Origin of the sequence: Ruminiclostridium cellobioparum subsp. termitidis CT1112, assembly GCF_000350485.1 — a bacterium.
Classification (GTDB): Bacteria; Bacillota; Clostridia; order Acetivibrionales; family DSM-1351; genus Ruminiclostridium; species Ruminiclostridium termitidis.
Window position 1 is genome coordinate 266,797 of sequence record NZ_AORV01000021.1, and the last position, 24,468, is coordinate 291,264.

Annotated in this window: 12 protein-coding genes; 3 read left to right on the forward strand and 9 right to left on the reverse strand. The window is 44.5% G+C overall.

Translation table 11 applies throughout. The features are described from left to right. Positions 1 to 103 precede the first annotated feature (103 nt). Together CTER_RS05680 and ylbJ are read left to right on the forward strand one after the other, a co-directional pair. The gene (locus tag CTER_RS05680; protein WP_004624308.1) at positions 104 to 1,168 is read left to right on the forward strand and encodes a branched-chain amino acid aminotransferase; all 1,065 of its coding nucleotides are present in this window, start codon (positions 104 to 106) and stop codon (positions 1,166 to 1,168) included. 345 nt (positions 1,169 to 1,513) lie between these two features. Next, positions 1,514 to 2,791 carry a sporulation integral membrane protein YlbJ gene (gene ylbJ, locus CTER_RS05685; RefSeq protein WP_004624233.1) on the forward strand — a complete coding sequence of 426 codons (1,278 nt, stop codon included), beginning with the start codon at positions 1,514 to 1,516 and terminating at the stop codon, positions 2,789 to 2,791. On the opposite strand, the gene CTER_RS05690 is transcribed toward ylbJ, so the two are convergent. The 9 genes from CTER_RS05690 to CTER_RS05730 all read right to left on the reverse strand — a co-directional run bounded on the left by CTER_RS05690 (position 2,783) and on the right by CTER_RS05730 (position 23,740). After that, positions 2,783 to 3,220: a hypothetical protein gene (locus CTER_RS05690; protein ID WP_004624051.1), complete on the reverse strand. Its 438-nt coding sequence runs from the start codon at positions 3,218 to 3,220 to the stop codon at positions 2,783 to 2,785. The two genes, ylbJ and CTER_RS05690, sit on opposite strands and share 9 nt — an antisense overlap. A gap of 74 nt (positions 3,221 to 3,294) precedes the next feature. Further along, on the reverse strand, positions 3,295 to 3,774 hold the full coding sequence (coaD, locus tag CTER_RS05695) for a pantetheine-phosphate adenylyltransferase (RefSeq protein ID WP_004624007.1): 480 nt from the start codon (positions 3,772 to 3,774) through the stop codon (positions 3,295 to 3,297). A 14-nt stretch (positions 3,775 to 3,788) separates the two neighbouring features. Further along, positions 3,789 to 4,364 carry a 16S rRNA (guanine(966)-N(2))-methyltransferase RsmD gene (gene rsmD, locus CTER_RS05700; RefSeq protein ID WP_004624178.1) on the reverse strand — a complete coding sequence of 192 codons (576 nt, stop codon included), beginning with the start codon at positions 4,362 to 4,364 and terminating at the stop codon, positions 3,789 to 3,791. 10 nt (positions 4,365 to 4,374) lie between these two features. Next, positions 4,375 to 6,447 carry an ATP-dependent DNA helicase RecG gene (gene recG / locus CTER_RS05705; protein WP_004624259.1) on the reverse strand — a complete coding sequence of 691 codons (2,073 nt, stop codon included), beginning with the start codon at positions 6,445 to 6,447 and terminating at the stop codon, positions 4,375 to 4,377. Positions 6,448 to 6,680: 233 nt separating this feature from the next. Beyond that, positions 6,681 to 13,937 (reverse strand): type I polyketide synthase, encoded by a 7,257-nt coding sequence (locus CTER_RS05710; RefSeq protein ID WP_004624119.1) that lies wholly within the window; start codon positions 13,935 to 13,937, stop codon positions 6,681 to 6,683. Between the two features lie 2 nt (positions 13,938 to 13,939). Then, a complete protein-coding gene (locus CTER_RS05715) occupies positions 13,940 to 15,106 on the reverse strand; it encodes an MFS transporter (RefSeq protein ID WP_004624029.1) in 1,167 nt (388 codons plus the stop codon). Positions 15,107 to 15,123: 17 nt separating this feature from the next. Next, positions 15,124 to 21,162 carry a non-ribosomal peptide synthetase gene (locus CTER_RS05720; RefSeq protein ID WP_004624225.1) on the reverse strand — a complete coding sequence of 2,013 codons (6,039 nt, stop codon included), beginning with the start codon at positions 21,160 to 21,162 and terminating at the stop codon, positions 15,124 to 15,126. Positions 21,163 to 21,211: 49 nt separating this feature from the next. After that, complete coding sequence (locus CTER_RS05725; RefSeq protein ID WP_004624097.1) at positions 21,212 to 21,643, reverse strand: FMN-binding protein; 432 nt, start codon at positions 21,641 to 21,643, stop codon at positions 21,212 to 21,214. Positions 21,644 to 21,703: 60 nt separating this feature from the next. Beyond that, complete coding sequence (locus CTER_RS05730; RefSeq protein WP_004624210.1) at positions 21,704 to 23,740, reverse strand: non-ribosomal peptide synthetase; 2,037 nt, start codon at positions 23,738 to 23,740, stop codon at positions 21,704 to 21,706. A gap of 510 nt (positions 23,741 to 24,250) precedes the next feature. On the opposite strand from CTER_RS05730, the gene rpmB reads away from it, so the two are divergent. Continuing rightward, positions 24,251 to 24,439, forward strand: a complete 189-nt coding sequence (gene rpmB / locus CTER_RS05735; protein WP_004617754.1) for a 50S ribosomal protein L28 — start codon at positions 24,251 to 24,253, stop codon at positions 24,437 to 24,439. The last annotated feature ends 29 nt before the right edge of the window (positions 24,440 to 24,468 follow it).

Consider the following 24,468-nt stretch of genomic DNA (forward strand, 5'->3'; position numbering starts at 1 on the left):
TAATTTTCCAATTTGATTGCATCTTTCTTTGGAACAGCATATTAACTGCTGCGTACTACAATCATTTTATAAAATAAATACTTTGAAGGGAGTATTATAAATAATGAATATTTCTATTACAAAAACATCGCATCCTAAACAGAAACCTGATAAAAATAATCTGGGCTTCGGACAATTTTTTACAGACCATATGTTCATCATGGATTACACCGAAGGAAAGGGCTGGCACGATCCCAGAATAGTCCCGTATGCTCCTCTGGAACTGGACCCCAGCTGCATGGTCCTGCATTATGGTCAGGCTATTTTCGAAGGTTTGAAAGCGTATAAGACAAAGAATGGTGAAATATTATTATTCAGACCTGAAAAGAATATGGAAAGAGTAAACAGCTCCAATGACCGTCTGGTTATTCCCAGAATCGATGTGGATTTTGGTGTAAAAGCCATTAAAGAACTGGTCAGGGTTGACGCAGACTGGATACCGGATGCTCCGGGAACCTCGCTCTATATACGCCCATTCATAATAGCTACCGATCCTTATCTTGGAGTAAGACCTTCAGACACCTATAAATTCATTATAATTCTCTCCCCTGTGGGTGCTTACTATAAGGAAGGTATAAATCCTGTAAAGATCTATGTTGAAAGCAACTATGTACGTGCCGTCAAGGGTGGTCTGGGCTATGCAAAAACGGTGGCAAACTATGCTTCCAGCTTAAAAGCACAGGTAGAGGCAAAGCATGCCGGTTATACCCAGGTTCTCTGGCTGGACGGTATTGAAAAGAAATATATTGAAGAAGTCGGCACAATGAATGTATTCTTTAAAATAAACGGAGAAGTTATTACTCCGGCCCTGGAAGGTTCAATACTTCCCGGAATCACCAGAATGTCAACTATTGAATTGTTGAGAAAATCAGGAATTCCTGTTACTGAACGCAAGATTTCCATTCGGGAATTATACGATGCACATGCCTCTGGTAAACTGGATGAGGCTTTTGGAACAGGAACGGCAGCAGTAATCTCACCTATCGGTGAATTCAACTGGAACGGCGCCTCCATCACTGTTAACGAAGGAAAGATCGGACCCGTGGCTGCAAAAGTATATGAAACCATTACAGGCATCCAAAGCGGTGATCTTGCTGACACTTATGGATGGACACAAAAAGTTTTATAATAATAAATTAGAATACAGGGGAATGCTGGCAATAGCCGGCATTCTTTTATTTGTCTATTATCTAACCCTCAACCCTTTCACAGTTTTTTGCCGTCTTTAAATGGCTTTAATGAACTTCTGGTTATATTCTTATCCTCCGGAGTATATATTTTATAACGAGGCAACAGATGTCCATGGTGTCCTTCAGGACCCCTTTGCCTCTACTGGTGTCGGGTACCTCTTTGGGTCTCGGGCGGCAAACACAGAGCTCCTGCCCCGTTGAAACGCGCAGAGGTAATAAGAATGTCCGGGTTTAATTCCCGGTCAAATGGAAGAATAGCCGGAGAAACGGCTTAGGAGGCTTGCTTGAATTGGTTTTTACTGTCATCGTTCATATTTCTGCTTTCAACTATTTTCTTAAGTTATAAGAAAACAGTTTTTGCCTATTTGAAGAATAGCATGCTGCCCATAATGGCTTTCCTTTTTATCCTATCACTTATTATATTTCCGAAAACTGCTGTAAGTTCTGCTTCAAAAGGCATCAAGCTGTGGCTTGAAATAGTTTTTCCATCTTTATTCCCATTTTTTGTAGCCACCCAGCTCCTGAGCAAATCCGGAGTTGTCAGTCTTTTCGGAGTAATCCTGGAACCGGTAATGCGTCCGCTCTTCAATGTCCCGGGCTGCGGTTCTTTTGCTCTGGCCATGGGAATCGTCAGCGGTTACCCGGTGGGGGCCTCCATTACCGCAGACCTCAGGAAACAGGATATGATAACACGGTTGGAGGCAGAAAGACTTCTCACCTTTACAAATAATTCAGGTCCGCTGTTCATAATGGGTGCTGTGGGAGTCGGTATGTTTAATCAGCCCAGGCTGGGCTATTTACTTTACATAAGCCATATCGCGGCTTGTTTGACAGTGGGTTTTATTTTCAGATATTATAAAAAAAGACAAACCGGATCTATTAATAAACGAAAGGTAAATATACCGGACAATATAAAAATTGAATTAAAGAAATTAAAGAATTCCCAAACCAATCCCTGGACGCTTTTCGGTGATTGCATAAAAAACTCGGTATATACTATATTGGCAATTGGCGGATTTATAATATTCTTTTCCGTTTTGATAAATATAATGCTCTCAAGCGGGCTGATAGGAGCTATAGGCCGGCTGCTCCCGAATTTTGCCGGTTTAGCGGGATTGGACTCTAAAACTGTGGAAGGATTCCTGTGCGGAATATTTGAGATAACTACCGGGGCCAGCTATATAACCCACTCGCCGTCAGCTCTGGCGGTGAAACTTTGCTGTGCCAGTCTCATAATAGGCTGGGCGGGCTTTTCGGTTCACACTCAGGTTATGAGTATTGTAAGCACAACCGATATAAGAGTTAAACCCTACCTGCTTGGTAAAGCCCTTCAAGGTGTTATCTCCTGCTTTTACACTTTTATCGGCTACTCCCTTTTCAGCAGTCTGCTGCCCGGGGAATCGGCCGTCTTTGCAAACAGCTCAGGTAATATTACCAAAGGATGGGGAAATATATTTGCAGACTCCATACAATACATTGGTATTTCTGCCTTAATAATGATAATAATAACAGTAATATATATATGTATAATCAGCTTATCATCAAAAAAAAGCTTATTTTAACTCAGACCTGTTGGTTCTGATAACATCAGTTGCATCAGTCAGTATTTCCTCAACCTTGTTCAGAACACTGTCGGCATATTCCCTGGCTCCAAGCCGTATCTCCCTTGCATTCTTCTGAGCACCTGCAATTATCTCATTTGCCTGCTCATAAGCCTTTTTGGTGATTTCATGTTCATCAACCAGGGATGCGATCTTGTTCTCAGCGTCCTTCATTATATTATTGGCTTCCTTCTGTGCTTCCAGCAATATTCTCTGGCGCTCTTCCTTTACCCATTTGGCCTGCTTGATATCATCAGGCAGCTTTATCCTCATCTCTTTTATTATTTCAAAAACTTCTTCCCTGTCTATGAGACACTTGCCGGAAAAAGGCACGCTGGCACTTCTTTCAACCAGTTCCTCCAATGTTTCCAGTATGGTAAGTATTTCCATGTTGACCTCCCAAGCCATATTATGGCTTTGAACCGCATAGCGGCCACAAAATGTAATGAAATCTATATCCTTTATCACTTTTTAAACTTGTTTAATACATCCTCTTCTATACATTCAGGAACAAGTCCCCTGATATTTCCGCCATATCTCGCCAGTTCCTTGACCATGCTGGAACTTAAAAAAGAAAAATTAATATTTGACATCATAAAAAGCGTTTCAATATCCGGTGCCATTTTTTGATTCAACAGGGCCATTTGCAGTTCGTACTCAAAATCAGACACAGCTCTGAGCCCTTTTATGATAACATTTGCATTCTTTTGAGCCACGTAATCCACAAGCAGTCCCGAAAAACAATCTATTTCCACATTCTTGCAGTGGCTGACCGCCCTTTTCAGTAAATTTACCCTCTCCTCCATTGAAAACAGAGGTTGTTTGTTATGGCTGATCAGCACAGCTACTATTAATTTGTCACATATCTTTGAGGCCCTGTCTATTATGTCCATATGTCCATTTGTAACCGGGTCAAAACTGCCTGGATATATAAATGTATTCATCGATTCATCCTTTATTAGTTTCTTTTATAAAAAGTCAATTTCGTACTCCCGTATACCTGTACTTTTGAAATTACCATGCAGCCGGTACTTTCCGGAAGTTCATCCGATATATCTGTTTCAGCGATAATAATAAATTTTTCATCTAAAACACCGTAATCTTCCAAATGCTGCAGGATTTGAGGTATGATTCCCTTTTTGTACGGTGGATCTAGGAAAATTATATCAAATTTTTGTCCGTGTTGGGAGAGTTTTTTTAATATTAATGCCGCTTCTCCCAAAAAAACCCCGGCTTTTTCAGTCATTTTAGTATGTTCAAGATTTTTTTCAATTATCTGAATACATTTTTCATTCTGGTCCGTGAATACGGCACTTTCCGCCCCTCTGCTCAGGGCTTCTATTCCAAGGCTGCCTGAGCCTGCAAACAGATCCAGTACTTTTGAATTCTCAATATAGGGTGCCAGTATATTAAAAAGATTTTCCTTTACCCTGTCTGTGGTAGGTCTGGTGCCCGCACCTTCAAGAGTCTGAAGTTTCAAGCCTTTAGCGCTTCCTGCTACAACTCTGAGAATGATTATCCCCCCTGTCGGCATGTGGTTTTGTTTATGATAGTGTTACTTTTTCTCCAAAGTAATTGGACAGATATCCCTTCAGCTTTTTATTCCCTTTAAGTCCCGGATCAATCTCCAGCAGTTCTTTGGCACTTTCCTGGGCAAGTTTCAGTACTTCAATATCCCTGTACAGGTTTGCAATTTTCAACTCAGGCAGGCCGTGCTGCTTTGTTCCGAAAAAATCACCGGGCCCCCTGATTTCGAGATCCTTTTCAGAAATTACAAAACCGTCATTGGATTGTGACATTATTTTCATACGTTCACGTGAAACCTGGGATTTTGACTGATTAAAAAGAACACAGTAGGATTGTTCGGCTCCCCTGCCCACTCTTCCCCTCAACTGGTGCAGCTGTGCCAGTCCGAATCTTTCGGCATTTTCTATTACCATGAGCGTGGCATTGGGCACATTCACCCCCACTTCGATTATGGTAGTGGATACCAGGATACTGATTTCGCCGGCAACAAAGCTCTTCATAATGGCTTCCTTTTCTGCAGCTTTCATTTTGCCGTGTATTATCCCCACTTTCAGATCTTTAAAAACATTATTGCTTATTTCCTCTGCTGTAATAACAGCCGATTTTGCCTCTATTTCCTCGGATTCCTCAACCAGCGGACAGACAATGTATACCTGTCGGCCCTCCATAACCTTTTCCCTTATAAATTTATTTATACGTTCTCTCATAGCCTCATTCACCGTATAAGTCTTAATGGGCTTTCTGCCCGGAGGCAGCTGGTCTATTATGGAAATGTCCAGATCCCCATAAAGTATTAGCGCCAGTGTCCGCGGTATAGGAGTGGCAGTCATGACCAGAACATCCGGATTCTGACCCTTTTCGGCCAGTATGGTTCTCTGGCGGACACCGAACCGGTGCTGTTCGTCAGTCACTACCAGCCCCAGTTTTTGAAATTGTACCGCAGCCTCTATCAGGGCATGTGTTCCGATAACCACATCTATTCTGCCCTCACTCAAGCCCTCAAAAACCCATTGCTTTTGCTTCTTTGGCTGACTGCTGGACAGGAGCTCTACAGAGATATTATACTGCTCAAATAAAGGTTTTATAGATTTAAAATGCTGTTCAGCCAAAATTTCGGTGGGCACCATCAGTGCGCCCTGGTATCCGCATTTCACAGCCTTGAACAGGGCCAGCACGGCAATTATTGTCTTACCTGAACCCACGTCCCCCTGTACAAGTCTGTTCATTACATTTTCGCTTTCCATGTCCTTTTCAACTTCATACAGAACTCTTTTCTGTGCAGCAGTCAGCTCAAAAGGCAGTGCTTGCAGGAAAGAATCCATTTCAGGAGGTTTGTGAAAGCGTATGCCAAAACCGGAATCGGCCGCAAGGCTTTTGTAATTGAGCAGACCAAGCTGGAGCATGAAAAGCTCTTCAAAAACCAGTCTGTATCTGGCCTCTTCCTTTTGTGCAAAGGATTCGGGAAAATGTATCTGCTTTATGCATTCAACAAATCCGGAAAGGTTGTACTTTTTTCTTACATTCCCGGGCAGCATGTCCTCCATTTGTGTGCCGTCAAGAGTTTTTAGTGTTTCCTGCATAATAACTCTTATTACATTCTGTCCCAGATTTTTAGTGGAAGGATATACTGGAAATATTTTCAGGCTCTTCTTCATATCGTCGCTGCCAGCCAATTCAAATACCGGGTTTACAATCTGAAGCTTGTTTAATTTTCTGTCGGCTTTCCCATAAAAAATATAATTTGAACCCACTGCAAGTGAATTTTTAACATATTGCTGGTTAAACCATACCGCAGTTATTTTACCGGTACTGTCCCGCACCGAAACTTTCGATATCACCATACCCCTTCTTGGCCTGGCCTCACTTACATTTGAAACCACCGTACCCTCAAAAGAGCAGACTTCCCCATGTTCAAGATCGGCTATGTTTTTTATCCTGCTCCTGTCTTCATAATCCCTGGGATAATAGGTCAGAAGATCATATACCGATCTGATGTCAAGCTTCTCAAAAAGTGACAGTCTGGATTCTCCAACTCCCTTGACATATCTGATGGATTTATTTTTTAAATCTTCAAAAGCAATTAAATTCAAGCCTACCTCCAGAGATCATTCAATAGGTAATCAACATATAAATTAATTTTAACATAAAAGACGTAAAGAAGAAAACTTATATCAAAAATGTAAACAAACTGAAAACCTGAAAAACCGAAAATAATTAAAGAAACACAGACCCTGCTTTTATTGCATTGTCTGTGTTTCTTGTCCATGGTATTTGAAAAATTCCAGACTGACTGACGGCACAAACTGCACTGTTGCCGGTGTACCTATGGAATACGCAGTAAATCTGCCTTCAGCATTTCCAGACTCCTTTTCCTCTCCTCCGGATCCATAACAGGAAGCTTTTCCATTTTCACCAGCTGCAATACTGAGGGGACAGGTTTACTTTCATGCCGGATGGCGGTCTGAACCGGAACAGGCCGGACCACTGTTTCTGCTTCAGCAGCATTAACCAATGAATCATCCTTGAAGGAAACCTTATAGGCTTGATATTCAAATGGATATGTGGGCAGAGGTATCCTCCCGGTATTTTTTCCGTAGAGCCTCCCCGGATTGAATCTGGCTCCGCAGGTATATAAACCTGCCAGAAGCCTATTCACAGGCTCCTCGGATAATGGTTCCGACAGATCTCCGGAAAACATTCCGAAGGCCTTACTGTTGTATTGTTTCAGGTTTTCACAGCTTGACTTTATAAAAATCAGAGCATCATCCTTACCTGCCGAGGAATTGATCCATCCTGCGTTGACTTTGAAATTGTAAATCTCCCGGTTTTGCACATACCAGACAAGATTTTCGTTTGAAACCGGACCCTGCTCCGTGATTACCTCACAGTTGCCGAACAAAGCCGCAGTTATTCCTTCCGACTCCTCAGCAACGGGGTTTATCTCACAAACCATGGCAGCCGCTTGCTTTAGTGAAACAAGTCCTGTTAACGCCATTGCTGCGGCAATTCCTGTTCCTCCTGTAAAAATGCCTGACGGTACAACATCAAAATCGTGCAGCAGAACACCCGTAGCATAATGGAAGGAAAATAACCTGACCCTGTCATGAACAATCCCATCCCTGGTGTCCGCACATTCAGTGCATATGTCCATGCACTTCCCATAAGCTTCGTCAAATATCCTGTACCGTTTCCCGATTGTGTCAACAAGGCCCTCACTTAATGGCTCTTCATCCTGCATCACAAGATAAACAGGCATTTCTCTGTTGGGATTGGAACGGCCTTTAAAAATATTGCCTTGCAAATTGCCATTTTCAATGGCTTCCAAAGTCTCAAGCAGCTCCTCTTTGTTACTGATTGTGGCTGCCAGCTTAAAGGACATTTCCTTTTGCGCATTATTCATGGTATAGCAGACAGAACCTGCATCCACACCGCTTTGGATCACATAATCCTTTAATTTGGCGGCAATTGTTTTTATCACTTTTTCATTTCTTCCGGTTAGTGTAAGAATATATGGCGTTTTCTCGTAAGCTTCCTGCTCCGCTTCTGTTGCCGGTGCCTCCTCAAGGATCACATGAGCGTTGGTCCCTCCAAACCCGAAAGCATTGACACCCGCTCTCCTGGGGAAATCCCCCGTACTCTCCCATTTCTTCGGTGCCTTGCTGATTACATAAAAGGGAGAGCTTTCAAAGTTGATATTGGGGTTTGGCCTGTCAAAATTCACCGTATGGGGAAGCATTCTGTTATTAAGGGCCAGAACCACCTTGATCAGACTTACGATTCCTGCCGCCGACAGCATATGGCCAATGGCTGCTTTGGCTGATCCTATACCGCAAAAAGTTTTTTTATCGGTAAAAGTTCTCATGGCAAGAGTCATTCCCTCAACCTCAATAGGATCCCCCAACGGCGTACCTGTACCATGGGTCTCGATATACGAAATGGTTTCGGGATTTATTCCGGACTTCAGGTAAGCGTTTCTAATGGTTTCGGCCTGACCCTGGGGCCTTGGTGCCGTTATTCCCTGGGATCGGCCGTCATTGTTAATTGCAGAGCCTTTAATAACCGCATAAATGAAATCCTTATCCTGTAAGGCCTTTTTTAAAGGTTTAAGCAATACAGCTCCAGACCCTTCGGAAAGTACCAGCCCATCCGCCCTGTTATCAAAGGGATAGCAGGCTCCCGTGGGAGATAGCGCCGTCACTCGGCTCAAGCAGATAAAGGGAGTGGGATTCAGATTAAGATTGACTCCTCCGGCAATTGCCATATCGGCCTGACCGGAGCGCAGATTTTCACAGGCGAGGTGTACAGCCACAAGTGAGGAGGAGCAGGCAGAATTGACAATCAGGCTGGGTCCGGTCAGGTTCAGGCAGTGGCTGACCCTTGCGGCTATTTCATTAAGACCGTTACCTGCCACCGCATCGGCAACCATTTTAGCCGGCTCAAGTGTTTTTAGAATACCTGACAAGATCTTTTCCTGCTTGTCTTTCTCCAGACTCTTGAAAGCTTCATTCTCCCCCAATTTTCTCTTAATCCTCATATACGAATTGTAACCTGCAAAATGTTCCATATATGTATTCTGCTCTGTGCCTGCAAATACTCCTATGCGGTTTGTACAGTGTTTTCCCCCGTAACCGGCAGATTGAAGGGCTTCCCATGCCACCATCAAAAAAATACGCTGCTGCGGATCCATTACTTCTGCTTCGTTGGGTGAGATTCCGAAAAACAAGGGGTCAAAATCGTAAGGATTACGGATAAAACCACCTTTTTTACTATACATGGTATGAGCAGAGCCGGAATCGGTACTGTAGAATTCTTCCGCGTCCCAGCGTTCGGCAGGGATGTCCCCTATGACACACTTTCCTTCCTTTATAATATCCCAGTACTCCGTAAGGGTATTGGCCCCCGGCACCCGTAAGCTCATACCGATAATAGCAATGTCATCATCTTCCGCTCCATGAGCTGCCTCACAGGCCTGACCGGGTTTCGTTTCAGCGGGACTGCCTGCTTCTCCGGCCTGTTTCAAGGTATTCTCAATATATCGTATCAATTCCTCAGGAGTCTGGTACTCAAATACCAGAGTAGGATACAGCTCCATGTTCAGCAGTCGGCTTATGTCGCTGATCACCCTGGTTGCACCTATGGAATCCAGTCCGATTTCCATGAAGTTGGCGGATATATCAAGCTGTTCTTCCGGGATACCCAGATATCCCGCAATCAATTTTAATACCTGCTCCCTTACATTTTTAACAGGCAGTACACTATTTCCCTTTGAGAAACTTTTCTCAAATGCTGTTTTCTCTATTACCGGCAAGGTTGGGCTTTTTCCGGTAACCGGGATCAGGTCCAGAATATGAACAACACTTTCCTGCTTAAACCGAAGGGCCGGAAGAAAGGCAGCAGCTGCTGTTTCGGCTTTCAACGGATTGAGTCCCTGGGCCTTGACAGCCAAAAGCGTTGCATCCCCGAATTTTTGAACCATGCCCTTCTCAGCCCATAATGAATAGTTTAATGCCACTGTCTTTCCGGGAGCACCAACCGAATTTCTATAATATGTGTAGCCATCTAAGAAAGCGTTGGCAGCAGCATAGTCTCCAAGTCCTGCAGACCATGATTTTCTGGAGGCAGAAACCGAAGACAGAGCTGCAAAAAATTTTAACGGCTGATCCCTGGTAACCAGATCAGTGATAATTGTCCCCTGAACCTTCGGCTGCAGTACCTTTTTAATTATATCAAGTTCCTTGGACAGAAGCTGGAAGGAGGACGCATCCCATAAACCCGCGGCATGAACCACTCCATTGACCGGCCCCCATTCCCGGTTAACGGTTTGGATCAATTCCTTCATTTGTTCCGGATCATTGACATCAACCGGATAATAGGCAGCTTTTGAACCAGCCTGCTCAATGGACTTAAGTACTTCCAATTTATCCGCAATTGAAGGATCAGCATCCGATGATACAGCCTTTTCTCCCCCGGGCAATGGCTTTCTGCCGGTTAATATCAGGTTCAGCTTTGCCTGCCCTGCAAGTACCTTGCAAATTTCACCCGCTACCGGGCCGGTTCCGCCGGTGACCAAATAGGTTTCTCCGTCAATGAATTCCACTTCCTGCTGCTGATTGCTCTCATCCATCTTTTGAAGTTTACGGACATATCTGCATCCCTTGCGCACAGCTGCCATTGATTCGTCCGGAAATCCGGAGTTTAATTCCCTGACGGCAGCCTCCAGCAGTTCTTTTCCGGTGGGATATTCAGCCATGTCCAGATCAAGCACACACAATTCAATTCCGTTATTTTCCTGGTCTGCAGCAAGTCCTAAAGCTGCTGCCATAAACTGATGAGGATTTTGTGAAGTATCTCCTTCCATAACCGGGGACATGCGATTGGTTACAACCATTACCCTTGACTTCCCTGCCCGTTCAGCTAGGGCCTTTCCAAGGTGTATCAGGCTGAAAGCCCCCTGTTCCAGCAGTGTATCGTTTGCCAGTATTTCCTGCGGATTGCAGCATTCCTGCTGACAATTCCACAGGTGGAGTACGTTGACCTGCTGTTCCGGAATATTTTCAAGAACTTTCTTAAAGTGGGCTGAATTGCCCGGATTTACGGTGAAAAACCCATCACCGTCAAAATTATATTCCCTTCCGCAAACTACCTGGAAAGCTTTGTTATAATGCAAATTCTGCCACTCCGAAAGAATGTCCTGCATACTTCCGTCATGTATTATAATTAAGGAACCGTCCCTGTCAATCTGCTCCTCTATCCGTTCCTCCCTATCCCATGCCCACCGATGAAACAGCTTTTTAAACACGGCTGTGCTGCCCGAGCTGCCAAAATCCGGTTTGAAAGTCCTGTGTTTGAATGGATATGTGCCCAAGGGCAGAATCCTGGGTTTACTGTTGTAATCAAGCTTTCTCAAATCCAAATTTAAACCGTTGCCGTACAGACTGCCAAGTGTGTCGAGAAGGACATGAAGCCCTTTCTTTTTCCGGTCCTGTGTCTCCCATATCAGGATATCCTTTGGGTCCGCCGCACCCCGGGCCATACCCGACAATATTTTATCCGGCCCCACCTCTATAAAGCTGTTAACACCCATTTCCCCGGCACGTTTCACACTCTGTTCGAATTTGACCGCGCTGAGGATATGTTTGGTCCAATAGCCGGTATCCGGTGCTTCGGTCATCACATCACCGGTGACATTTGAAATGATAGGAATGACAGGCCGACAAAATTCAACCTTGTTCAGCGCTTCTTCAAATATCTCCAGCATGGGGTTCATTAAAGGGGTGTGGAAGGCCTGGGATACCTTGAGCTTTTTGCAGACAATACCGTTTTTCTGGAGCAGGTCGGCAAATTCCTCCAGAGTATGGGAATATCCCGATACAACCTGATGCGTGGCGTTATAGGCTCCAATCCATAATCTGTCCCTGAATGGTGCTATGAGTTCTTCCACCTTGCCGGCAGGAGCAAATACAGCCGCCATTGAGCCATCCGCCTTTAATTCCTGCATCAGTCTGCCACGCAGAGCAACCAACCCAGCTGCATCTCTGAGGCTGATACAACCTGCCAGGCATGCCGCTACCCATTCTCCGAGGCTGTGACCCATCATATATACCGGTTGTATACCCAATGACATTAAGTATTTACCGATTGCATAATCCATTGAAAAAACCACCGGCTGGGTTATACCGGTTTGCGATAAAACCGGTTCGTCGGCTTTTACACCGAAAATCAGGTCTATGATGGAATTATCAAGATGAGGTTTAAATGCATCCGAGCATTGGTCCAAAATGTCCCTGAAACCTGGAAGGCACTCATACAGTTCTTTTCCCATGCCGACATACTGAGACCCCTGTCCTGTAAACATGAAGGCTGCTCTAATCTTTTTCTTTCCAAAAAAATCTGTGCGGGCAGCACTTTTTAACCGGCCCAGAAGTTCTTCACCGGAGGAAGCTGCAGCGGAATAACGGTACTTTCCGTAATTCTCCCTGGTACTCAAGGTGAAACAAATGTCCTCCAGCCTGTACTCAGGGTGGACCTCCATATCTGCTGCCAGGTTTTGAATTTTTGCATACAGTGATTCTTCACTGTGGGAGGAAATACACAAGATACCAGCCGCTGCCGGTACCGTTTCAGTAAGAGAATGATTTGCTGTTTCGGGCGGCTCCTCCAATACCATGTGGCAGTTGGTTCCTCCAAACCCAAAGGAATTAATGGCGGCTGTCCGCTTTTTACCCTTGAGTTTCTTCCACTCCTGGGCTTCCTTAAGCACTTTAAAAGGGGTTTGTTCAAATTTGATAAGCGGATTTGGTGTGTTTACATTGACCACCGGCGGCTTTATACCATAATCCAATGCCATCAACACCTTGATAAAGCTGGCGATTCCGGCGGCATTCAATAAATGTCCTATATTGGCCTTTACCGAACCTATAGCAATGGACTGTTTCTGCGGATCCCAACCGCCAAAAGCTTTGGCCAGTGCCCGTATTTCACTTGGGTCGCCGATAGTCGTGCCGGTACCGTGAGCTTCCACATACTGTATATCGCACGGGTTCATTCCGTATTTTTTATAAAGTGCTTCGATTACCTCCCTTTGTCCGTCGGGGTTAGGGGCCATAACACCAATGGAACGGCCATCGTTATTTATCATACTGGCCTTTATGACACCCAGAATCCGGTCTCCGTCAGCCACCGCTTTATCAAATGCTTTTAGCATGACCATTCCAGCCCCTTCGCCGGGCACGAAACCGTCGGCTCCGGCATCAAAAACGCGGCATTCTCCACTGTTGGAAAGAGCCCCCGCATAACTGAAATACAGATAAGGTGTTGGTGTCAGCAGGAGATTAATGCCACCTGCAACAGCCATATCACACTCCCCGCGCTGTATTGCTTCACATGCCAGGTGGATGGTCACAAGCGCCGAGGAACAAGCCGTATCCACTACAATACTGGGACCTTTGAGATTAAATTCCTGAGATACCCTGGATGCTACCATATTGGGAATATTATCTACCAGAATGTTGGGATGGGGCTCAGTTTTTCCAAACCTGTTCTTCCATTCCTCCATAATTTCAGCTTGCTGTTTATCCGAAAGCGCCGAGAAACTGTTAAATTCCTGAAACCTCTCCATTTGGAGTGTATTGAGATGAAATTCGTAAAATTGGTTCACACCCGGACTAAGGTACAAACCTACCAATTTCTTTTCCATTTCACCTTTGTTATATCCTGCCCTTTCCACAAGCTCATGGAACAGTTCCAGCATGATCCTTTGCTGAGGGTCCATAATGGCCGCTTCCCGGTCGTCAATGTTAAACATTTCGGGTTCGAAGCCGTATACATCCTCAATAAATGCCCCGGTCCTACAACCGGTCTTACCGAAGACCGTCTCAGGGCTGTAATACTGGTCGATGCTCCACCTGTCCGAAGGCACTTCCTTGAAGCTGCACCTTCCATTTACAATATTGTCCCAGAAAGCTTCGGGTGTGTCAGCATCCGGAAATCGGCAGGCCGCCGCAATCACAGCAATTTCTCTGCAAACCGTTGACGCCTCTGGAGTGTTATTTGTTAAATTTTCTTTTTTTGTTTTTTTCATTTTCAATCCCCCTTTGCATACAAACTGTTGAATTTTTCCCGGAATGCCTTAACCATTAAATATGTGAGGAAGGCGGAAAAAAGTACAAGGCACATGGTGAAAATATGTTTATCACCATAAAAATATATTAAAAGTGATGTCATAAATGGGCCTGCTGCCGACCCGAAACCGTAGGAAAATGTAAAAAACGAGGTGGCCGAAGCCAGATCATTTTCTTTGACCTCCTCAACGGATAGGGCCAGCGACAGTGGATAAAGCGGACCGATTACAAAACCTGAAAAAAATGAAAAGAACAGACGGGACTCATAACCCCCGAACAGGACAATTCCAAGGACGGCAAAACAAGACAATGCCATACACCCTGCCAGTATCTTTTTTCTTCCGACCCGGTCGGACAGCAGGGTAACAGGCAGTATTCCCACCAGGCTGCCTACCACAAAAACCGCAAGGAAAAAACCCATCTTCTTCAAATCGTAATGCTGATTTATCAAAAACATTGGATACATAGTCACCAAAGTAGTTTCGGAGAATCCATAGACAAAGGCACTAAAGAGTGGAAGCTGAATTTTATGAATGATTTTTTCCTCCAGTGCTACCGGAATTGTTACGACATACTTTACAAAAAAGTATACCAATGTTGCATCGATCAGAAGACAAGCTGTTCCGACGAGGAATGCCGCCCAGGAAACCGCTTCATAAATAACCGGTCCTATCACAGAGCTGACAATAAAACCCACAGCAAAAAAAAAGCTGTATAATCCGCTGACAACTCCACGGTTGTTTGTATTTGATACACTGTGCAGGATTGCCTGCACACCTGTCATATTAAAGCTGATTCCAATCCCCATTAAAGCCATCAGTAACAGCCAAAGGAAAATATTATTCAACAAGGGGAACAGTGCTGCACATACCGCCGCAGTAACCAGCCCGACTATCATGAGGCTTTTTACATTTTTCCCTTTTAATTTAAGTACTGACAGGATGGCTCCTATGGAGAGGAACACGAAATAAGCCGAAGATATAACTCCAATCCAGACACTTGATGTATTGCAGGTTGTCATATGGGTTGTCGCAATGGGGTTGATGATCCCCATTGCACAACCGATCAAAAGTGCCAGAATAAAGTACAATACCATAACATGTTTTGATTTCAAGTTATCCTCATTCATTTTATTCTCCGCAAATTTTATAGTATAGATTTCAGAAGTCCTGCATGTTGAGCTCCGAACCAGTTCATATCCTGGTTTCCGTAAACCTTCAGTGCCTCACCGGTGATGCTGTTGGATTTCTGAGATGCCAGGAACACCGCAACCTCCGCAACCTGAGAGGGATCTATTGCTCTTGATCTGAAAGCGGCAGGTGCCATATCTGTATTGACCATGGCAGGGCAGATCACATTGACTTGGATATTGTAATTCTTCAACTCTTCCGAAAGAGATCTGGTGATGCCCAGGATTCCATGTTTTGATGCGGCATAAGCACTCAGAAGTGGATAGCCGATGAAGGAAGAATCGGAGCCGATGTTGATGATTTTTCCCGATTTCTGCTTTATCATATGCGGAATTACTGCGTAACACAAATTATAGGTTCCGAAAAGATTGACCTCTACTATTTTTTTCCATTCATCGGGAGGAGTATTCAGTACAGGCATCATTTTTGTAATTCCGGCGTTATTCACAAGTATATCGATTCTGCCATATCTCTGAATAACTTCTTTTATAAGGCCCTTAACAGCAAGTTCATCGGTGATGTCACCTGGAAGTGCCAATGCATCTCCGCCTGAATTCCGGATCTGGGCCATGGTCTCATCCAGCTGGCTTCCCGTTTTGGCCATGATGGCAACACTGGCACCCTCCTTTGCCAGGGAAAGTGATATCGCTCTTCCGATTCCTCTTCCCCCGCCTGTGACAAGGGCTACCTTCCGGTCCAGCGCGCCTGCCTGCCTGTGGAGATGTACAGCCGGAGTACCGGCCTGCCTCCTTTCAGAGGAGGCAATCAATTCTTTCAGAGCATCCATATATTGTGTGCCCAGGGCGGTAACCGTTTCGGCCCTGAACATGTTGCCGGAATACTCTATGGAAAGCTTCAGTTTCTTTTCCTCTACCCTGAAGAAGAATTCCAGTATTGAAATTCTCTTTTGATCCGGTGATGAATACCTCCGGTCCATATCCTCTTTTGGGAATTCGAAAGTCTGATGAGCCATTGTATCGGTAATTCCGAGATAATTAGCCCTAATGCCGGCAAGTTTGATATCGGGATACAAATACATCGGGAACATCTCGGCACAAAGATCATAGCTGATCCCGTTCAAGGGTACCCTAGACATTTCACGCTGAAATTGTTCCACAGCTTCAGCCCAGCCGGCTTCAGGATCAACCTGCACGGCGAGCGGATAATTAACTGCGAAATTTCCGGCAGTATGCAGGAATGTTCTCCCGTTTCCAATATCTCTTCCGTGTACCCGGTGGCCCACCACCACCTTTTCCCTTCCGGTTTTTCGGGCCAGCATTCTGTATAACGGGGCCATCAGCAAGGAATATACACCGGCATTCATTTCTTTTTTTAACTTTCCTGTCAGCAGTGCCGTACTTTCCTTGTCCAATTCGAAATGTACCATCTGTGCAGAGCCTTCATTATTCGGTCCTTTGGTGAAATCCGCCGGCAGCAGAAATGCCGAATCAGGACTTGGGAATTTTTCTCTCCAATATTCCAGATAGCTTTCCATGTTTTCCGACTTTGCAGACTCTGTCAATTGGATGTAATCCGTATATTGATCCAGGTTATGAATATCTGATAAATTGGGATTTGAGAGCAATTGACTGTATATTCTCCAGATTTCTCTGAATAGAAGATGGTTGGTCAGCATATCGGAAATCAAATGATGCCCTACTACTGCTATATCATAAAGCGAATCGGACACCCGTAGAATTATGACCTTGAGCAGAGGCCACTGTTCTACACTGAAACCCGAGACCGTCTCCCTGACCAAATTCCGCATAGCCTCTTCCCGCTCAACCGGTTCCATTGAACCGGCGTCATATACAGCCGCCGTCAAAATTTCTCTATGAGTGATGATTTTCTGATACCATCTGGAGTTTTCCTGAACAAATATGCATTGCAGAGAAGTATGCCGGTTTACCAGTTCGTTGAGCGCACGATTAAAAAGTTCCAGGTCTAAAGGCATTTTGTATAAAAACCGTGTGTATCCGGTCCAACTGTATGGATAGTCAAAATAAGTCATCAGCCAGCTTTGTGCCGGTGTCAGAGCAAGAAGTCCCCCAGGCCCGGCATCCTGCCTGGTTTGGATATTTGAGGACTCTGCCGCCCGAACAGCGAGGCGCGCAGAGTCAGACCTGCTGGCTTTATCCGCAGAAAGTGCCTTTCTGTCCAATTTCCCGTTTGGATTTTTCGGCAGGCACTCCAGCCATTGAAACCTGTGGGGAATCATGTATTCGGGAAGCTTTCGGGAGATACTCTCCTTCACTTTCCTGTCCTCCAACCGTATTCCTGCCAACCAGGCAACAAGGAATTTCTGACCTGAGCCTTCCGGTTCTTCCATCATGGTCACCGCTGCCTCACTAATCCCGGGAACAGTTGATAATACCGCCTCAATTTCACCCAATTCGATACGGAAACCGCGAATTTTAACCTGATGATCAGCCCGCCCATGGAACTCATAGCTTCCATCAGCTTTTCTCACAGTTAGATCTCCGGTTTTGTAGAGAAATTCACCGGGAATTTCAGGGAATGGATTTTGTTTAAAAACTTCGGCGGTCTTTTCAGTATTATGTAAATACCCCTTTGCCAGCTGTATACCTCCTATCCAGAGTTCACCCGTCTCTCCTTCGGGAAGCTCCCGCATATTATGGTCAAGATTCCTGATATATACATTGTCGATAGGTTTGCCTATCGGTATGCTGGTTTCTCCGTCCAGGCCGGGACGCTTATCTATGATGTGACAGGTCACGTCTATTGAGGCTTCTGTGGGACCATACAGGTTCGCCAGCCCGGTTGACGTACCGTACCTGTCCATCCATTTCTGTATCAGGGACATAGGCAATGCTTCCCCGCTGAATATCAGCCATCTTAATTTTTTAAAGGTATGGTGATCATCTTCCAGTGCATTGACAAATTCTCCGAATAGTGAGGGTACAAAATGCATAATGCTGATTTCGTTATCTTCCATCCATTGTGCCAGTTTCCAGGGATTCCGGACTATATCCTTCCTGACGGGGCAAACTGCCGCACCGTACATAAGCGGCCAGAATAACTCCCACACCGAGATATCAAAACAGCAGGAAGTCCTTTGGGCCACACATTCTCCCGGTTTCACCCGGAAAGTCTTCTGATGCCAGACCAAACGATTCATATAACCCCGGTGGTTTAACATTACCCCTTTGGGTTTACCGGTGGAACCGGAAGTATACAGCACTGTCATCAAATCGTCCGGGCTGCTTTCATACACCGGTTCGGCAGCCGGGAAGGCCATCCATTCCCTGCGCGTTATCCTGCGGATCTGCCCGCAGGAAACCTCTTCATCTCCTTCATCCATGCAAACCACTGTCCTGAGGTGGGCAAACCTGTCAAGCAGCACAGCCAGCTGTGTATTTAACTCCTGTTCAGTCACCAGCACCTCCATTTTGGAATGGTTGATGATATACTCTATACGTTCTGCAGGGTAAACAGGATCAACCGGTATATATGCTGCTCCCGCTTTCAAAATCCCCAGCATCCCCAGCAGCATGAAAGGACCCGGCAAGGTCAGAATACCGACAAAGCTGCCAGCCCTGATTCCACGGGATTGCAGACAGTTTGCCAGCTTATTGGAGCTGTCATGCAGCTCACGGTATGTTAATTTCTGATTTCCGAACTTGATTGCAACTGCTTCAGGTGTTTTTTTGCATTGCTCCACAATTTGTAAATACGGAATCTCAGTTTGAACTATATTTAAGTTATCCGTACCATTTCCTGCCGCATTAACGATTTCTGAAAGTGTCCTGCATGTGAATATTGCATTCTTGTCCAATCCCGGTATCTGTCTGGACAATCCGGCAATGAAACGTATCCTTTGCAGTGAATCCATTCCCAATTCTCCGTCCAGATCCCTGCTAAAATCCTGCTGCGATATGTTGCGCAGGCAAACCTCTTCAAACAGCTGCTTTATTTTATCACTATAGGACGGGGCTAACGTCAATACCGTCTCATTTGATTTTGTATCAGCCTGCTCTGATAATCCTGCCAGTTCCCTGATATTTTTGATGTATTCCTGCATCAATTCATCTATAAAGGAGCGGTCAAAGAAACCGCTGTCATAATTGGATGTGATTATAAGCCTCCCGTGAAAGAGCTCCACAAGATTGTCAATGGTCCCCGGATTGGTGCAGGTGTATGCTTCATAATCGCAGACCTTCAGTTCGTCATACTGCTCCTTCAGGCCGGTATTACCGACATAGGAAAGATACAGGTTGGATTTAATAGTCTGCCTTATAAATGCCGCAACCGACGGACTCATTTTTCCGTTTTCCAGTGTCTCCTGGGTCACGGCATTCCGGGCTGCCGAAAAAACCTGTGCCCGGTCCAAGCCAGAGGTTATAGCCCCTCGGATGTGTTCACCGACATGTTCCACCAGGGTTTCCCATGGTCCGGCCGCCAAGGTTGTATCAAAGCTTAGGGCCATATTTTGCGCAAAGCAGCCCAGAACTCCGGTGGCATCGGCATCCGGATAGACCTTGCCTCCTGTAGGCAGGTTCAGGATAATGTTTTTCCCGGGTTTTTCATACCCGGCAATTGTTTTGACATAGGCACTGACAAGCAGAACAAACACCGATGTCTTAAAAACCGCGGTGCAACGTGTGAGCCTGCTTGTTGTCCCGGCATCCAGCCAATACTTGGAAGTTTTTGTGATTACGGCATTAAAAGGCTCTGTTGAAAGTTTTTTGCTGAGAGGATTAAAAAAGTACCTGCTCTTCCCCTGACTTTTCAGATACTTTTCCATTTGGCTTAACTCTTCGGGAGAATTCCACCGGTTCATCCGGTCTACCAGTTGGTTGTATTGTTGAGGCAAAAAACTACCGTATGTGAGCTCCTCCCCACGGAGTTTCTTTCCGTAAGCCTCCAGAAGCTCCCGCAGGAACTGCTGGTTTCCCAGTCCATCGGTCACCGTATGATTAAAAAAGCATAGTATCCCGAAACATTCTTCATCAAAAAGGACAATCTCCATGCGGTGCAAGGGCCAGGTAAAGAGATCAAATTTGCCATTAATGCCTTTCTCCAGCCGCTCCATGACAAAGAACTCTTTTTCTTCAGCATTTATATTCCTTATATCATAAACGGGAATTTCAGGAAGTGTAATGTGTGAGAGCATTTTGAGCCTGTACTGTCCAAAATGCCTTGCGCAGGCTTCGGTTTCAAAAACCGAGCGCAAAATCGGATGGCTCATGATTACCAATTTCCATGCACCCTCCAGTACCTGAAGGTTGAATTCACCCTGAACCTTCACACAGGAATCGATAGTTATGTTGGAAACGGACCAGTAAGCTGCCAGAAAAGGATATTGTGCATTCAGGATTTCCAGATACTCGGGCTGGAACCCCTTTACTTTTTCAGCCGTCTCGCCGTTATTTAAAGAAATTGTTGACTGCTCAAGCCCCCATTTATCAAAAATGTCAAGAATATCCCCGACAGTTTGAACCGACATCAACCCGGATATGGGATGAAGGGAAGTAAATTCCTCCCGTTTATCTGCCGGAACCAGCTTCATCAGCTCATTCATCAGGGACACCATTTTAATGGAGTCAATTCCCAGATCCCCTTCCAGGAACAGGTCGTCCTCCAGTTGGTTTTCCTTGTGACCTGTAATTGCTGCAATACATCCCAAAACCATCGACCTGGCACCCGCAGCCGAAAAAGGGGTACTGTCTTCCTGTTCCATCTGCTTTTGCTGCTGCGTTTCTTTACCGTCGAACAAACCCATAAGATCGCCGATGGTTTCCAGCGACATCAAATCGGAAGCAGGATGCTTCTGTTGAAAAGCTTCCCTTTCCTCAGAAGGTACCAACCGGATAAGTTCATTCATCAGGGATACCATTTTAATGGAATCCATCCCCAAATCTCCTTCCAGGTATAAATCTTCCTCCAGGTCCTCCACTGCATGCCCTGTCACATTGGATACCACCTGCAGTAAAGCTTTGTGCAGCTGGTCATTATTAACAAGTATATCTTTCAAAATTTTCACCCCCGGTATTGTTAATTAAATAAATCAATCAATTAAGTATTTATTGGTTGTCTTTTTGCGATTCCAATGCATTTTCCACGGCTTTCAGAATAACTTTTGAGCTATTTGTGGCCCCGGATATGACATCCACCGTTACTGACTGCTCTGAGATGATTTTATCCACGATTGCCTCTGCTTTGGCACCTCTTTCATTTTTATGTTTGACCAGGTCAATCCTTTCAATGGTATGATTTTTTACCTGTACTACTACTTCCGCTCCTACAAAGATGGCGTCGAAAGAACCCCTGTAGCTTCCGTCTCTGACATTTGATAAATCTACCCTGGAAATAACAATTCCTTCAATCCTTTTTTTGTATTCCTGGAGCTGCATATAATATCTCAGCCCGAAAAATATCCCCCCCGCCACAGCAAGCGCCAGAACACCTATTATTGCTCTTTTAATTACTTTACCTGTTTCTGCTTTTTTTAACACTTTACCACATCCTTTTTATATATTATTGATACATGCATAACTCCCTTCAAACAAATGTCCCTACCCTGCCCGCTTAACCTGGATATATTCATCCATATCCTCAATGGTTCTGCACTGGATCAAAATATCATGGGAAAATTCCATTTCAAGCCTTTCCTCCAAAAGCACCAGCATTTGAAATGCTTTTACGGAAGTTCCCCCTATGGAGGTAAACGCAGCGGTATCGGTAATTTCTCGGGCAGGCTTTTCCAGGATCTCGGCCCATATTTTGCGGATGACCTCCCGGTTGGAAGCAGGATTTACTGAGATTGCATCATTTCCGGAAGAAGCGGCGGCTTTAATAGACAAATTACTGTCTGCAAGAGGGTATATAATCGAATCAGAATACTTTCCTTCCAGAAATTCCTCAATCATTTTGAACCTCTGGATTTTCCCACTGGTGGTTTTAGGAATTGAAGACAAAGGTACAACGCAATCTATCACAATACCTGTCTCTTCGTTAATAAATTGAAGAATCCGGCGATAGTACTCCATTATATCCCCCTCGATCCGTTTTAAGCTGGAGAAAAGCACTACCTTTTCCATGCCGTCCCTATGGTCATGCATTCCACATACGGCCACTTTGCCGCCCTCGGTTTTCTGGAAAACTTCCAGTTTGTTTTCTATATCATGGGCATAATAATTCTGGCCGTTAACAAATATCACGTCCTTGATTCTTCCTGTCACCACAAGCCTGCCCTTTGACATATACCCCAGGTCTCCTGTTTTCAGCCAGCCTTCCTGGAAAGATTTCAGGTTCTGAGCAGGATTGTTGTAATACCCTGAAGTGACGTTAAGTCCCTTGATCTGAATCTCTCCGATAGAGTTTTCAGCCACTACCCGGCCCATTTCATCCATAACTCTGATTTCCACTCCCGGAACCGGATTGCCCTCATCGGCAAATAAAATAGTCCGGGAAGCTTCCCGGCTCTCATAGACCTTCATTTCACCTGCCAGCAGATACCTGTCCACCCTGTGAATGACAGGTATCTCATCCAATGGCGGAAAGCTGACCGCAAGACAAGCTTCTGCCATTCCATAGACCGGCTGGATAGCGGTTTCAGACAACTTGTACCGGGCCAGCTTCTGAGTAACCTCTTGCATCAGTTCTACCGAAATTGGCTCAGCTCCGTTAAAAATAACTCTTACCGAGCTCAAATCCCAATTGTACAGTTTTTCCTGCAACTGCCTTAGAACTAGTCTGTACCCGAAATTAGGAGAACCCGAAAGGGTAATCCTGTACTTATCCATTAAATCCAGCCACAAGCACGGCTTTTTTATGAAACGCACAGGGGACATAACGTAAAATTTCAAACCAACCGCAACAGAAGTCAATAGAAATCCGATAAGTCCCATGTCATGATGGAAAGGCATCCATGAAAGCATATTGTCATCCTTTGTAACCTGGGCTGCTCTGATAATAGCCTCCAGATTTGCCAGCAGGTTTTCATGAGTCAGCATTACTCCCTTCGGCGTACTTGTACTTCCAGAACTGTACTGGACGATGGCAAGCGATTCAGACCCGGATAGATCCACAGTTCCCTTTTTACTGATATCCAAATTTGAGAAATCAACCATTTCCAGACCGTTCTCTTCATACAGTTCTTCTATTTCCCTCTGTTTTCCGGCAAGATAGTCACCGGTAAGAATAACAGGTTTGTTCATGAATCTCCAGACCGCCAGTATTTTATCCAGCGGTGTGTTTTTTGCTTTGACGGAAGCCGGTGTGGCCAACGGGGCAGGAACATATCCGCCCAGAACACAGGCCCAGAAGTGTAAAATAAAATCGGCACTGTCATTGAGAACCAAAAGGATGACCTCCCCTTTGGCAACTCCCAATTTTTGCAGCCCTCCCAGCCGTTTTAAAGCCTCTTCAAGGAGGACAGGGTAGGAAAGATACTCCTCAATTCCATTATCCCTGATAACAGTAATCCCTTTGTCATAGGATTTTGCCGCGGCTTCTAGCAGCAAACCTGCGATGTTCCTTCTGGATTGATACTCTCCTGTAATTGCTGCGCCTCTTGCCACTGATCTGTTGTACTCATACATTGTTTTCATTCTGGTTCCTCCTGGAAATTAAACTTATGAAATTGGAAAAAACTGAACTCCAAGTATAATTTTTCAATTAAGGTAAAGTATAAACATTGGATATTCGGAAAGTGTTATTGTATTGTAAATTTTCCGTTATTTTACATATATAAGCATTTATTAGCCATCCTCTTACATTTTTCTATTAAATTATATGTTAAATACCCTTTGTTATTACATTTTAAGTATAAATTACCATTTATTGTAACACATGTTTTGACTGAAAGAAAGTAAAATAAGCAAACAATTTTACAAGTTTTGCCCAAACCACTTTATTTTACAGCATTCCTTATCTGCATAAATTTTTGTACGGCATATATGTACGAGATATAGAATCCCGTAAACGATTATCTAATAATTTAAGAGAATTTTTGCATGAAAAGGCTTGTTTATTAGGTATTGTTGTGTTAAAATAATTATTGCTTTGATGCCGATTTATGAGAAAGAAAAATTCTCCAATAATTAAAGGAGGTGTTATATATGGCAAAGTGTGAAGTATGCAGTAAAGCAACTACTTTTGGAAACAATAGAAGCCATGCGTTAAATGCTACTAGCCGTACATGGAAACCTAATGTAAGAAAAATAAAGATAATTGATAATGGCACACCAAAATCAATTAACATATGCACAAGGTGTCTTCGTTCAAACAAAGTTACCAGAGCTATCTAATTTTATTACGTTAAATATTTCATAAAAAA